The 13,512-nt window shown below is 64.8% G+C and carries 16 protein-coding genes; 8 read left to right on the top strand and 8 right to left on the bottom strand.

Annotation, left to right across the window (positions count from 1 at the left end):
* The first annotated feature begins 6 nt into the window (after positions 1–6).
* From priB to sstT, 8 genes are all read left to right on the top strand, one after another.
* Positions 7–357 carry a primosomal replication protein N gene (gene priB, locus C513_RS0100665; RefSeq protein WP_018714096.1) on the top strand — a complete coding sequence of 117 codons (351 nt, stop codon included), beginning with the start codon at positions 7–9 and terminating at the stop codon, positions 355–357.
* Between the two features lie 21 nt (positions 358–378).
* Positions 379–654 (top strand): 30S ribosomal protein S18, encoded by a 276-nt coding sequence (gene rpsR, locus C513_RS0100660; RefSeq protein WP_018714095.1) that lies wholly within the window; start codon positions 379–381, stop codon positions 652–654.
* Between the two features lie 17 nt (positions 655–671).
* Complete coding sequence (rplI, locus tag C513_RS0100655; RefSeq protein WP_018714094.1) at positions 672–1,124, top strand: 50S ribosomal protein L9; 453 nt, start codon at positions 672–674, stop codon at positions 1,122–1,124.
* 118 nt (positions 1,125–1,242) lie between these two features.
* Positions 1,243–2,127, top strand: a complete 885-nt coding sequence (locus C513_RS0100650; protein ID WP_018714093.1) for an ATP-binding protein — start codon at positions 1,243–1,245, stop codon at positions 2,125–2,127.
* Complete coding sequence (locus tag C513_RS0100645; protein ID WP_018714092.1) at positions 2,124–2,597, top strand: NUDIX domain-containing protein; 474 nt, start codon at positions 2,124–2,126, stop codon at positions 2,595–2,597. The genes C513_RS0100650 and C513_RS0100645 overlap by 4 nt, the downstream gene beginning before the upstream one ends.
* 99 nt (positions 2,598–2,696) lie before the next feature.
* Positions 2,697–3,833 carry a quinolinate synthase NadA gene (gene nadA / locus C513_RS0100640; protein ID WP_018714091.1) on the top strand — a complete coding sequence of 379 codons (1,137 nt, stop codon included), beginning with the start codon at positions 2,697–2,699 and terminating at the stop codon, positions 3,831–3,833.
* 10 nt (positions 3,834–3,843) lie between these two features.
* Positions 3,844–4,713: a carboxylating nicotinate-nucleotide diphosphorylase gene (gene nadC / locus C513_RS0100635; RefSeq protein WP_018714090.1), complete on the top strand. Its 870-nt coding sequence runs from the start codon at positions 3,844–3,846 to the stop codon at positions 4,711–4,713.
* 239 nt (positions 4,714–4,952) lie between these two features.
* Positions 4,953–6,161, top strand: coding sequence for a serine/threonine transporter SstT (gene sstT, locus C513_RS0100630; RefSeq protein WP_018714089.1), 1,209 nt, complete (start codon positions 4,953–4,955; stop codon positions 6,159–6,161).
* Positions 6,162–6,176: 15 nt separating this feature from the next.
* Here the strand turns inward: sstT and C513_RS0100625 are convergent, their stop codons facing one another.
* From C513_RS0100625 to C513_RS12330, 8 genes are all read right to left on the bottom strand, one after another.
* Complete coding sequence (locus tag C513_RS0100625) at positions 6,177–6,809, bottom strand: LysE family translocator (RefSeq protein ID WP_018714088.1); 633 nt, start codon at positions 6,807–6,809, stop codon at positions 6,177–6,179.
* Positions 6,809–8,485 (bottom strand): L-aspartate oxidase, encoded by a 1,677-nt coding sequence (gene nadB, locus C513_RS0100620; protein ID WP_018714087.1) that lies wholly within the window; start codon positions 8,483–8,485, stop codon positions 6,809–6,811. Before nadB ends, C513_RS0100625 begins: the two co-directional genes overlap by 1 nt.
* A gap of 45 nt (positions 8,486–8,530) precedes the next feature.
* Positions 8,531–8,776, bottom strand: coding sequence for a DNA gyrase inhibitor YacG (locus C513_RS0100615; protein WP_018714086.1), 246 nt, complete (start codon positions 8,774–8,776; stop codon positions 8,531–8,533).
* A gap of 12 nt (positions 8,777–8,788) precedes the next feature.
* A complete protein-coding gene (zapD, locus tag C513_RS0100610; RefSeq protein ID WP_018714085.1) occupies positions 8,789–9,544 on the bottom strand; it encodes a cell division protein ZapD in 756 nt (251 codons plus the stop codon).
* Positions 9,541–10,176 carry a dephospho-CoA kinase gene (gene coaE, locus C513_RS0100605; RefSeq protein ID WP_018714084.1) on the bottom strand — a complete coding sequence of 212 codons (636 nt, stop codon included), beginning with the start codon at positions 10,174–10,176 and terminating at the stop codon, positions 9,541–9,543. The genes zapD and coaE overlap by 4 nt, the downstream gene beginning before the upstream one ends.
* Positions 10,177–10,256: 80 nt before the next feature.
* A complete protein-coding gene (locus C513_RS0100600) occupies positions 10,257–11,102 on the bottom strand; it encodes a prepilin peptidase (protein WP_018714083.1) in 846 nt (281 codons plus the stop codon).
* Positions 11,099–12,295: a type II secretion system F family protein gene (locus C513_RS0100595; protein ID WP_018714082.1), complete on the bottom strand. Its 1,197-nt coding sequence runs from the start codon at positions 12,293–12,295 to the stop codon at positions 11,099–11,101. The genes C513_RS0100600 and C513_RS0100595 overlap by 4 nt, the downstream gene beginning before the upstream one ends.
* A complete protein-coding gene (locus tag C513_RS12330; protein WP_018714081.1) occupies positions 12,279–13,484 on the bottom strand; it encodes a GspE/PulE family protein in 1,206 nt (401 codons plus the stop codon). Before C513_RS12330 ends, C513_RS0100595 begins: the two co-directional genes overlap by 17 nt.
* Between the last annotated feature and the right edge of the window lie 28 nt (positions 13,485–13,512).

Genomic DNA, 13,512 nt, shown 5'->3' with positions numbered 1-13,512 from the left:
GCGCGAGTGGAATCCCCCGTACCTGTCGCCGTCAACCAGCTGGAACTGACGGCCGAACTGGTCGAACGTGGCCCCTTGCGAATGACGCCCGCCGGCGTCCCGGTTGTCGATGGTGTGCTGATGCACACTTCCGAACAGCCAGAAGCCGGCAGTGTGCGCAAGGTCAGTGCCCGCGTGGCGTGTGTCGCTATCGGGCCGATGGCAGAACAGTTGAATCGCCTCAGTCTGGGTCAACCGGCACGGTTCAGCGGCTTTCTGACCACGCCGGTACGTCGCGGGGCAGGTGTCAGCAGCAGTACGCGGCTGGTATTCCACCTTCAGGGCTTCATGCCGATTGCACGAGACAACCCTTTTTAAACAGATTTTCAGGAGTCCATCATGGCCTTCAAGAGCAACAAAGACAAGCGTCCCAAGCGCAACACCCAATCCCTGCTGTTCAAGCGCAAGCGTTTCTGCCGTTTCACCGTCGCCAAGGTCGAGGAAATCGACTACAAGGACGTGGACACGCTGCGTGATTTCATCGCCGAAAACGGCAAGATCATCCCGGCCCGCCTGACCGGCACCCGCGCGATCTACCAGCGCCAGCTGAACACCGCCATCAAGCGCGCCCGTTTCCTGGCCCTGCTGCCCTACACCGATCAGCACAAGATCTAAGCCAAGGAGTCCCAATCATGCAAATCATTCTGCTCGACAAAGTCGTGAACCTGGGCAACCTGGGTGATGTGGTCAAGGTCAAGGACGGCTTCGCCCGCAACTTCCTGATCCCCTCCGGTCGTGCCCGCCGTGCTACCGAAGCTGCCCTGAAAGAGTTCGAAGCCAAGCGCGCCGAACTGGAGAAGGCCGCTGCCGAGAAGCTGGCTGCTGCCGAAGCCCAGGGCCAGAAGATGGAAGGTCTGTCCATCAAGCTGACCCAGAAGGCTGGTGTGGATGGCCGCCTGTTCGGTTCCGTGACCAACCACGACATTGCTGACGAACTGGTCAAGCAAGGCTACGAAGTGCACAAGTCCCAGATCCGCATGCCCAACGGTCAGATCAAGACCGTGAGCGACAACACGGTCCAGGTGGCTCTGCACACCGACGTGGTGGTGGACGTGAACGTGGTCGTGTACGGCGAAACCGCCTGATACACGCGCACCAGCGCTAGCACACAGACACAGGCCGCCAGGGGAAACCCGGCGGCCTTTGTCATGCCGGCGACTGATGTATGCTTGATTCCCTGTAGCCAATCACCCGTGCAAGAAGATGAATGTAGCCTTTGAAAAACTGTTGATGCGTGCCGAATCCGTGCTGGAGCGACTGGAGCAGGTGCTGCCGCAGCCCTTGCAGCAACCGGACTGGGATGCCTCCATCGCTTTCCGCTACCGCCGCCGTGCGCGCGGCATGATGGGGCAGGTCGGAGTGCTGGAGCCGGTGCGGCACGTGGCGGCCATGGCGCTGCAGGACCTGCAGGAAATCGACGGCCAGAAGGAGCGTCTGGTGCGCAATACCGAGCAGTTCGTGGCTGGCCGACCGGCCAACAACGTGCTGCTGACCGGTTCGCGCGGGACCGGCAAGTCATCCCTGGTGCGCGCCTGCCTACACGCTTATGCCGATCGCGGCCTGCGCCTGATCGAGGTCGACAAGACCGATCTGGTGGACCTGCCGGACATTGCCGAGCTGGTGGCACAGCGCCCGGAAAAGTTCATCATCTTCTGCGATGACCTGAGTTTTGACGAGGGCGAAATCGGCTACAAGGCGCTCAAATCGATGCTCGATGGCTCGGTGGCAGCTGCCACGCCGAATGTGCTGATTTACGCCACCAGCAATCGTCGCCATCTGCTGCCCGAGTACATGAAGGAAAACCTCAGCTACCAGCACACCGCTGATGGCGAGGTGCACCCCGGCGAAGTGGTGGAAGAAAAAATCTCCCTGTCGGAGCGCTTTGGCATGTGGATCAGCTTTTATCCGTTCAGCCAGGACGAGTATCTGGCGATTGTGCGCCAGTGGCTGCGCAGCCTGGGCGTGGCGGAGGCGGCGCTGGAGGCAGCCGGACCCGAAGCGCTGGTCTGGGCGCTGGAGCGCGGTTCGCGCAGTGGCCGTGTGGCCTTCCAGTTTGCCAAGGACTATGCCGGGAGGCAGTCGGCATGAGTACCTATACCGAAGCCCGGCCGCTGGTGGCCGATGCGGATCGGCCGCGTGGCGATGCTGCCGCCGGCGAACCGCGGAAGCTGGTGCAGGTGGCTGTTGGCGTGCTGCTGCAGCCTGATGGCCGTTTTCTGCTGACCAGTCGCCCGCCGGGCAAGGTCTATGCCGGCTACTGGGAGTTTCCGGGTGGCAAGCTGGAGCAGGGCGAATCGGTGGAGCAGGCCTTGTGCCGCGAGCTGCAGGAAGAAATCGGTGTACGCATCACGGCGGTACAGCGCTGGCGCGACAGCGTGGTCGATTACCCGCATGCGCTGGTGCAGCTGCATTTTTGCAAGGTGACGGCCTGGGAGGGCGAGTTGTGCATGCATGAAGGCCAGCATTACAGCTGGCAGCAGTTGCCGGTGCAGGTCGATCCGGTGCTGCCGGGCACGATTCCGGTGCTGGACTGGTTGACGCAGGAGCGTGCCGGTTGAACTTGCTGCCCCGGACAGACTCCAATCTGCGCGACAATACGCGGCAATGGCGTTGCAGGCCTGTTCCGGCACGCCCCCAGTGAAAGTGAGAGACCTATCATGACTGAATCCCCTGTCCGCCAGTTTGATTTTCCGCTGCAGGACGCCGAAGGCGCGACCTGCACCGCCCATGCCTGGGCCAAGGTGCCGCCGCAGTTGAGTCCGGCCGAACGCGATGCATTGATGCAGAAGAGCGCCGAGCTGCTCAAGGCCCGCAACGCCGTTCTGGTGGCGCACTACTATGTGGATGGCGACTTGCAGGATCTGGCGCTGGCCACGGGTGGCTGCGTGTCCGATTCGCTGGAGATGGCGCGTTTTGGCCGTGACCACGAGGCGCAGACGCTGGTGGTGGCTGGCGTGCGTTTCATGGGGGAATCGGCCAAGATCCTGAGCCCGGAAAAAACCGTGCTGATGCCCGATCTGGATGCCACCTGTTCGCTGGATCTGGGCTGTCCGATCGACGAATTCAGCGCCTTCTGCGATGCCCATCCGGACCGCAAGGTGGTGGTGTATGCCAACACCAGCGCAGCCGTCAAGGCGCGTGCCGACTGGATGGTCACCAGCTCCTGTGCACTGGCCATCGTCAACCACCTGAAAGAGCAGGGCGAAAAAATCCTGTGGGCTCCGGATCGCCATCTGGGCAAGTACATCCAGCAGCAGACCGGCGCCGACATGCTGCTGTGGCAGGGTGCCTGCATCGTGCATGACGAGTTCAAGGGGCTGGAGCTGGAGCTGCTGCGCCAGCAGTACCCCGGGGCGAAGATTCTGGTGCATCCCGAATCGCCTACCAGCGTGGTGCAGCAGGCCGATGTGGTTGGCTCGACTTCACAGTTGCTCAAGGCAGTGATCGACGGTGCCGAAGGCGACACCTTTGTCGTTGCCACGGACAAGGGCATCATGCATCGCATGCGCCAGCTGGCTCCGGGGCGGAATCTGATCGAGGCGCCCACTGCCGGCAACAGCGCCACCTGCAAGAGCTGCGCCCACTGTCCCTGGATGGCCATGAACGCGCTGCAGGGCGTGGTGGATTGCCTGGAACAAGGCAGCGGCGAAGTCTTTGTCGATCCCGACATCGGTCGCAAGGCCGAGGGCTGCATTACGCGCATGCTGGATTTCGTCAAGGCGAATCCGGATGCGCTGGTGGTCAGGGACGGTGGCCGTCTGAGTGGCATGACGCCGGGTATTGGTGCAGCGTAAGGGAGGCCGCATGTTCGAATGCAACGAAAGCCTGGAACAGGCGCGCGCACGCAACATCCGTGATGCGCTGATGGAGGATATCGGTGTCTGTGACTGGACCGGCCAGCTGGTGCCGAGCCCGCGTCCGGTGCAGGCACGCGTGCTGGTACGCGAACAGGCCGTGCTGTGTGGCCGCGACTGGTTCGAGGGCTGCATGCACGGAGTGGATCCGGAGCTGCGCATGGACTGGCACTATGCCGAAGGCGAGCTGATGCAGGCCGATACCGATGTGTGCCATATCCACGGCGATGCGCGCTCCATCCTGACGGCCGAGCGTGCTTCGCTCAATTTCCTGCAGTTGTTGAGCGGCACGGCCAGCGTCACGCGCCGTTATGCCGCAGCGATTGAAGGCGCCTCCAGCCGCGCCTGCGCCGTGCTGGATACGCGCAAGACGATTCCCGGCCTGCGCCAGGCACAGAAGTATGCCGTGCGCGTGGGTGGTGGCCAGAACCAGCGCCTGGCACTGTGGCATGGCATTCTGATCAAGGAAAACCATATTGCGGCAGCCGGCGGCATCCCGCAGGTGCTGGAGAATGCCCGCGCGCTGAATGCCGGCGTCGAGATCCAGATCGAGGTGGAACGCATGGATCAGCTGCAGCAGGCATTGGACGCGGGTGCCACCAGCGTGCTGCTGGACAACTTCACGCTCGAAGCGATGCGCGAAGCGGTCGCACTGACGGCTGGCCGGGCCTTGCTGGAAGCATCGGGCGGCATCAGCCTTGATGCCTTGCGCAACATCGCCGCTACCGGTGTGGATCGTATTTCCATCGGCAAGCTGACCAAGGATGTGGTGGCGACGGATTACTCGCTGCGTATCGTCGGGCTGAGCTCTTTCGGATGATATTTTCCGGAAAACAGGCCTGAAGACACTTTTGCATGCCTGTGCATTGCCAGGCATGGGCTTTCGAGGGTGGCGCGAATGCCACAGATGGCACTGCTTCCGACGTGGCAAGTTGTACGCCAGCTATCCGCTTTCTCCTAGAATTGCGGCTTCCCCGGCCTTGTCCCAAGCGGAAGAGGCCGGCCACAAGACGTGATGGCGTGCCGTGATCCGGTCGCTGTCCTGGGAGGAGCAGTTTGATGATGGATTCGATCAGGCATTTCATTCGGCATGGTTCGCTGGTGGTGCAGATTTTCATGGGGTTGGTGGTCGGCATTGCGCTGGCTATGCTGTGGCCGGAGGCGGCACGCGCCACCATCCTGTTTGGTACCCTGTTCGTGGGGGCGCTCAAGGCGGTGGCACCGCTGCTGGTGTTCGTGCTGGTGATGTCTTCCATTGCCAACCACCAGAAGGGCGTGGAGACCAATATGGGGACGGTCCTGATCCTGTATGCGGTCGGCACCTTTGCTGCGGCGCTGGTGGCAGCCGGCGGCAGTTTCCTGTTCCCGATGGAGCTCACCCTGAAGCCGGTGGCTGAAGCACTGTCGCCGCCCGGTGACGTGCTGCAGGTGCTGAAAAACCTGGTGTTGAGCATGGTCGACAACCCGGTCAAGGCGCTGATGCATGCCAACTACATCGGGGTGCTGACCTGGGCAGTGGTGATCGGTCTGGGTCTGCGTCATGCGGATGGCACCACGCGCAAGCTGCTGGGCGATGTGTCGGATGCTGTTTCCTGGGTGGTGCGGCTGGTGATCCGCTTTGCACCGTTTGGCGTGATGGGCCTGGTGGTCGACGCCATCCTGACTTCCGGCTGGGATGTGCTGAAGCAGTATGTGCAGCTGCTGGGCCTGCTGATCGGCTGCATGCTGATCGTGGCGCTGGTGGTGAATCCGCTGATCGTCTGGTTCATGACGCGCCGTAATCCCTTCCCGCTGGTGTTCACCTGTCTGCGCGAAAGCGGCGTGACGGCATTCTTCACGCGCAGTTCCGCGGCCAACATCCCGGTGAACATGGAGTTGGCCAAGCGCCTGGGGCTGAACCGCGACACCTATGCCATTTCGCTGCCGCTGGGTGCAACCATCAACATGGCCGGAGCAGCGGTGACCATCAACGTGCTGACGCTGGCTGCCGTGCATACGCTGGGAATCCCGGTCGATTTCGGTACCACGCTGCTGCTGTGCCTGGTGGCATCCATTGCTGCTTGTGGCGTTTCCGGCGTGGCCGGTGGCTCGCTGCTGTTGATTCCCATGGCTTGCAGCCTGTTTGGCATTCCGAACGACATTTCCATGCAGGTGGTGGGTGTCGGCTTTGTGATCGGTGTGCTGCAGGATGCATTCGAGACGGCGCTGAACTCGTCCACCGATGTGCTGTTCACTGCCGCGGCTGATCCGGTGATGCGGGCACGCTGAATGTCGGCTTAGCAATCAGCGCTGTGACACCAGCAACTTGGCCGCCATGCCCACAAACACCACGCTGGCGCTGCGATTGAGCCAGCGCTGGGCCCTGGCGGAGCGCTGCAGCTTCTGCCCGATACCGCCTGCCAGCAGGGCCAGCATGGAAAAGATCAGCCCTGCCGCCGCAATGAAGACCAGGCCAAGCCAGAAGGTCTGCAGGGCCACGCTGCCGCGGTTGGCACTGGCAAACTGTGGCAGCAGCGCCAGAAAGAACAGGATCACCTTGGGGTTGCTCAGGTTCATCAGCACGCCGCGACTCCAGGCCTGCAGCGGCGTCAGGCTGGGGGCGGCCAGCTGGCCAGCCGGGCCCACGGGTGCGCGCCAAGCTCCCCAGGCCAGATACAGCAGATAGGCCGCACCGGCCAGCTTGAGCACGGTAAAGGCCGTGGCCGAAGCCGCCACCAGCGCCGCCACGCCCAGCGCTACTGCCAGCGTGTGTACGATCAGGCCGCTGCACAGCCCCAGCACCACCCACAACCCGGCACGCACGCCGCGCGTGGCCGACAGCGTGATCACGAACAGGTTGTCCGGTCCCGGCGACAGCGATAGCAGCACGGCCACGCCGAAAAACCCCAACAAGACATCCGGTGGCAGCAGCGGCATCAGCGCACCTTTTTCTTCTTGCCGCTGCGGCGATCCAGATTCTTGAACAGGATGGTGGGGAAGCTGGCCGGCAACAGGTCCGGGTAGTCGCGGATATAGTGCAGGCCCCGGCTTTCGTGCCGGCTCAGGGCGCTGCGCACGATCAGCTCGGCGCAGTCCACCAGATTGCGCAGCTCCAGCAGGTCGCGGTTGACGCGGAAATTGGCGTAATAGTCATCGATCTCGGCGCGCAGCAGCAGGATGCGGTGCTTGGCACGCTCCAGCCGGCGCGTGGTGCGCACGATGCCGACGTAGTTCCACATCACCAGGCGCAGCTCGTCCCAGTTGTGGGCAATCACCACCTGTTCGTCGGCATCCTCGACCTGGCTTTCGTCCCAGCCGGGCAGCAGCGGATTGTGATGGGTATCCTGCTGCATGATGGCCAGGGCGCAGCTCTTGCCCAGCACCACGCATTCCAGCAGCGAGTTGCTGGCGAGGCGGTTGGCACCGTGCAGGCCGGTATAGGTGGTTTCGCCAACTGCATACAGATGGTGCAGGTCGGAGCGGCCATCCAGATCGGTGACGACACCGCCACAGGTGTAGTGCGCTGCCGGCACCACCGGAATCGGGTCTTTGGTGATGTCGATACCCAGTTCCAGGCAGCGCTGGTAGATGGTCGGGAAATGCGACTTGAGGAAATCGGCACCCAGATGGGTAGCGTCCAGCCAGACATAGTCCAGGCCGTGCTTCTTGAGCTCGAAGTCGATCGCGCGTGCCACCACGTCACGCGGGGCCAGCTCGGCCATCGGGTGGTGGCCCGGCATGAAGCGCTCGGCGTGGATATTGCCGTCGGCGTCCTTCAGCGGCAGCTTGAGGATGCCGCCTTCGCCGCGCAGTGCCTCGGTGATCAGGAAGCTGCGTTCTGCCGGGTGGTACAGGCAGGTCGGGTGGAACTGGATGAACTCCATGTTGCCCACGCGGCAGCCGGCGCGCCAGGCCATGGCAATGCCATCGCCGGTCGAGGTTTCGGGGTTGGTGGTGTAGCGATACACCTTGCCGACGCCGCCCGAGGCCAGCACCACGGCGCGTGCCGGCAGCGTCATGACCTGATCCCTGTCGATATCCAGCACGTAAATGCCATAGCAGTGCTTGATCGGGGAGTGGCCCTGTTCGCCCAGATGCTTGTCGGTGATCAGGTCGATCGCCATCCAGCGTTCATGCAGCGTGATGTTGGGATGCTCGCGCACCCGCGCCAGCAGCGATTCGTGGATCGCCTTGCCGGTGGCATCGGCGGCGTGGGCAATGCGGCGCACGGTGTGGCCGCCTTCGCGCGTCAGGTGCAGGCCGAGCGGGCCGGTGGGGTCTTCGGTGAACGGGACGCCTTGCTGTACCAGCCACTCGATGGCATCGGCAGAGTTCTGCGCGATGAAGCGTGCGGTGTCTTCATCGACGATGCCGGCACCTGCTTCCTGGGTATCGTGCACATGGCTTTCGATGCTGTCGTCGGAGCCGAGCACGCCGACAATGCCGCCCTGCGCACGCGTGGTGGCCGATTCCTCGACCTTGCGCTTGGCCAGCATGATGACGGGGACCGATTCGGCCAGATGCAGGGCGACGGCCAGCCCGGCCAGGCCGGCTCCGACGATGACGACGGGGAGATGGGCCTCCGGGGAGGACATGGTGATCGGTTCGGGCATGGTCGGTCAGGGAGTCAGGGCAGGGGGCTGGGGCGCGGCAGGCGATCAGTGCCGGGGCATGGGTTCATCGGGCAGCAGGCCGTCCGGCGGGGTGTTGTCCGGCATCTGGTACTCCTCGTTGGCCCAGGCGCCCAGATCGATCTTGCGGCAGCGTTCGCTGCAGAACGGGCGCCAGGGGTTGGACGGGGCGTAGACGCTGTCGCCACCGCATTGCGGGCAGCGCACGATGCGCTCGCTGAAAGCGGGCGTGGCACCGGAAGAGGGATCAGAGTCGGAATCAGGTCGGGACATGGGCAGTCTGGGTCAGGCGCACAGCGTCAACTCGAAGCTGACATCAATCGGGTGCAGCGTCAGGTGGCCATCGGCATCCTGGCGCATCATGCGCACCGAGACCAGCAGGCGGTTGGCGCTGATTTCCGGGATCACCTGGTGCACCGGGTCGAGCGCGAGCTGCAGCAGCTGGAAGCTGCGCGCCTGTGGCAGGTTGAGCTGGAACTGGCCGTTTTGCGCCGTCATGCGCTGGGTGTGACCACCGTTGCGCACCAGGCTCAGCAGCAGCCGGATGCTGTCGGATACCGGGTGGAGGCCGGCCATCCAGTGCTTCAGATCGGTCTTGCGCCGGGTTTCGGGCAGATGCTGCCAGGCGTGGTAGGCCGGCAGGTCGAATTCGCAGGTGCCGCCGGGAATCGCGATGCGGCTGCGCAGCGCCATCAGCCAGTCGTTGCTGGTGATACTGTGGCCGATCTTGCCCGGCATGTGTTCCAGCAGGCGGAAGCAGACATCGGCTTCGCGCATCAGGCGGTCCAGCGTGCCTTGTGCCACGGCCGGGTTGTCGCGCCAGCCGGCGAGCTGGTGGCGCAGCCGGTCCAGATCCAGCATGATCTCCTTTTTCAGGTCGGAGCGGCTGGTGATTTCGAGAATCTCGAACAGGCTGTAGAGCGCGTAGTGGTGATCGACCGGCGTGTCCCGCACAGACAGTTCGGCGTAATGGCCAAACAGGTGTTCCAGCCGCAAATAGGTGCGGATGCGTTCGTTGAAGGGGTATTCGTACTGGATCACGCCGGGTTTCCTTTGGCGTCAATGATAAGTCCGAAACGCCGTGCCAGCGCACGCGTCTGCGCCTGCAGTGCGGCCAGGCTGATGCCGGCCCCGTTGCAGAGCACCGCATCGGCGATCTGGCGACGCTGCGTGCGCGTGGCCTGCGAGGCGATGATGCCTTCGACGGCAGGACGCTCCAGCTGGTTGCGCTGCATGACACGGGCAATCTGCGTCTCCGTGTCGCAATCGACCACCACGACCTGCTGCAGGCGCTGGCGCCAGTGGCCGGATTCGGTCAGCAGCGGGATGTCGTAGACGATGACGCGGGTACCGCTGGCGATGGCGGCCTGCGCTTGCTGGCGTACCTGCTGCAGTACCAGCGGGTGGATGATGGCTTCGAGCTGCTTGCGCGCATCCGGATGGCGAAAGGCCAGATCGCGCATGGCACTGCGGTCGAGCGCCTGGTCTGGCGTGATGAAGCTGTCGCCAAACTGGTGGCGGATGGCGTCAATGGCTGCGCCGCCCGCGGCCGTGGTGGCACGCGAGATGGCATCGGCGTCAATGACGCAGGCGCCGAATTGCTGGAACATCTGGCTGACGGTGCTTTTGCCGCTGCCGATGCCGCCCGTGAGTCCGATATGCCAGGTGTGCATGGATGCGCTGCGGTGCGGGGAATCGTGTGGCACTGCCTGTTGTGGCAGGCCGTGTCCCGGAGTGCCCGCCAGTGGCGGACCTATAGCGGCCATTGTAGCCAGACTGGCAGCGGCAACAGCCAGCAGGTCCAGCCGGCCAGCGCCAGGAACGGGCCGAAGGGCACGTGGCGGTCTTCGCGCAGCCGTCCGCTGGCCAGGAGCAACAGACCGGCCACGCTGCCAGCCAGCGCGGACAGCAGCACCAAGGGCAGCAGTGCCGGCAGGCCGAACCAGGCTCCCAGCGCGGCCAGCAGTTTGAGATCGCCGCTGCCCATGCCGGTCTTGCCGGTGAACAGGCGAAACAGGGTGCTGACCAGCCAGAGCATGCCGTAGCCCGCTGCGGCCCCCCAGACTGCCTGTTGCAGGGGCAATGCGAGCCAGCCCAGGCTGCTGCCGAGCAGACCGAGCCAGAGCAGCGGCAGCGTGAGCGAGTCGGGCAGGTAGGTGGTGTCCCAGTCGATCAGTGCCATCACCAGCAGCAGGCAGGCAAAGCCGAACCAGAGCAGGGCGGCGGGCGTGAGGCCGTAGTGCAGCGCGCACCAGGCACCGAAACCGGCGGTGAGCAGTTCCACCAGCGGGTAGCGCAGGCTGATGCGCTGGCCGCAATGGGCGCAGCGACCACGCTGCCAGAGCCAGCTCAGCAGCGGAATCAGCTGGTACCAGCGGATCGGCGTGTGACAGGAAGGGCAGTGTGAAGGCGGCTGGGCCAGGTCGTAGCGCGGGCCGGCGGGTGGTGCCGGCAGGCCCTGGCGCTCGGCCTGCCAGGCGGCCTGGTCGGCTTCCCAGGCCGCTTCGAGCATGCGCGGCAGGCGGTGTATCACCACATTCAGAAAGCTGCCGGTGAGCAGGCCCAGCAGCAGGCCGAGGAGCAGCAGGAACAGCGTCACAGCACTTGCCCCAGCTGGAAGATCGGCAGGTACATGGCCAGCACCAGACCGCCAACCAGCAGGCCCAGCAGCAGCATCAGGGCCGGCTCGGCCACGGTGGAAAGCGTGCGCAGCCATTGCTGCAGTTCCGCTTCGCACAGTTCGGCAATGCGTGCCAGCATCTGCTCCAGCGTGCCGGAGGCTTCGCCAGTCTGCACCAGTTGCAGTGCCAGCGGCGGAAAAACAGCCTGCTGCTGCATGGCCGCAGCCAGCGCCGAGCCTTGCAGCAGCTGTTCACGCAGACGCTGGCTGCGGTCAGCCAGACAGCGGTTGCCGCTGGCCTGACCGGCGATCGGCAGGGCGTCGGCCAGCGGCAGCCCGGCGCGGACCAGCGTGGCCAGCACGCGCGCCCAGCGCGCGGTGGCGGCCTGGGTTAGCAGCGGGCCAAGCAGGGGGAGTTGCAGCAGTCGGGCATCCATGACAAGCCGCATTGTGGCATGGCGCTGCCAGAGTCGCAGCAGTGGCAGGCCGGCCAGCAGCGTGATGAGTGGCAGCAGCCAGCCCCAGGCGATGGCGGCCTGGCTCAGGCGGATCACCAGCCGGGTCGGCCAGGGCAATTCGGCGCCGAAGCCGGCAAACATCTGGGCGAAAGTCGGGACCACGAAAACCAGCATGGCGGCCAGCACGATGCAGGCCGTGAACAGGACCAGCAGCGGGTAGGCCAGTGCTGCGCGCAGCCGGCTGCGCATGATTTGGACCTGCTCCAGATGCGCGGCGAGACGCAGCAGGATCTGGTCCAGCGTGCCGGAGGCTTCGCCGGCCTCGATCAGGCTGGCGTTGGCGCTATCGCACCAGGACTGCTGGCGCAGCGCCTGATGCAGGGCATGGCCGGATTCCACCTCCTGGCGTACCTGCTGCCAGCCGTGGGCCATGGCGGGCGGGCTACCGGCAGCGGTCATCTCCAGCGCCTGCAGCAGCGGCAGGCCGGCATGCAGCAGGGTACCGAGCTGGCGCATGCTGCGCGTCAGGGCAGCGCGACGCGGTTGGCCATGCGGCTGCTGCGGGCGCGTGCCGATGCGCCGGGGCTGTATGCCCTGCAGCAGCAGTTGCAGACGCGCCGCACGCGCATTGTTGGCCCGGATTTGTCCCTGTTGCGGCTGGCCTGCGGCATTCTGCCCATGCCAGTGGAACAGGCGCTCAGTCGGTGGTGGCATGCAGCACCTCCTGCAGCGTGGTGTCACCCTGCAGTACCTTGCGCAGCCCGGCGTGGCGCAGGCTGTCCATGCCCGCCTGGCGGGCCAGTGCCTGCAGCTGGTGACTGGCCGCCTGCTGCAGCATCGCATCCTGCAGGCTGCTGTCGATCGGCATCAGCTGGAAGATGCCGGTACGGCCACGATAGCCCTGGTGGCAGCGGGCGCAGCCGACCGCTTGCCAGGCCTGCGGCCGCGCGCTGGCCTGTGCTTCCGGCAGGCCGGCGGCCAGCCATTGGGCCGGATGCAGCTGCTGCGGCTGGCGGCAGTGCGGGCACAGCTGGCGCACCAGCCGCTGCGCCACGACCAGGCTGATGCTGGCCGCCAGCTGGTACGGCGGCACGCCCATGTGCTGCAGCCGTGTCAGTGCGCCCGGGGCATCGAGCGTATGCAGGGTGGACAGCACCAGATGGCCGGTTTGTGCGGCTTTCAGCGCGATATCGGCGGTAGCCGGATCGCGGATCTCGCCCACCATCAGGATGTCCGGATCCTGGCGCAGAAAGGCGCGCAACACGCTGGCATAGCTGAGCCCGGCTTTCTCGTGCAGGTGTACCTGGTTGATGCCCTCCAGGCGGATTTCGCAGGGGTCTTCCACGCTGGCGATATTGACCTCGGGGCGGTTCAGCTGCTGCAGGCAGCTGTAGAGCGTGACAGTCTTGCCGGAGCCGGTCGGGCCGGTGACCAGCAGCATGCCTTGTGGCCGCCGGATGGCATCGACCAGCTGTTGCAGCTGCAGCGGCTCCAGCCCGAGCGCTTCCAGCTGTACCCGGCTGTGATCGGTGGGCAGCAGGCGGATCACGATTTTTTCGCCAAACAGCGTGGGCAGGGTGCTGACGCGCAGGTCGCTGGCCTGGCCTGGCTGCAGTTCCAGCCGGAAATGGCCATCCTGCGGCAGGCGCTTTTCGGCGATATCGAGCCGGGCCAGCACCTTGATGCGGCTGGCGATGCGCTCCTTGAGGCTGGCGGGTGGTGCGGCGACCGGCTGCAGCTGGCCGTCGATGCGCAGGCGTACCCGGTAGCTGTGCTCATAGGGTTCAAAATGCAGGTCGGAGGCACCGCGTGCCTGGGCAGACACCAGCAGTGTCTGCAGCCAGGCCACGGCACTGCTGTCATCGGCCGAGGGCAGGGTGGCATCGGTAAGAGGCTCAAGCATGGCAGGATGATATTAGTATTTAAGTATT

The organism is Allobrachymonas chironomi DSM 19884, from assembly GCF_000374625.1.
Classification (GTDB): Bacteria; Pseudomonadota; Gammaproteobacteria; order Burkholderiales; family Burkholderiaceae_C; genus Brachymonas; species Brachymonas chironomi.
The sequence above is the reverse complement of the archived record's forward strand: the minus strand, read 5'-3'. Positions and strand labels throughout refer to the sequence as shown.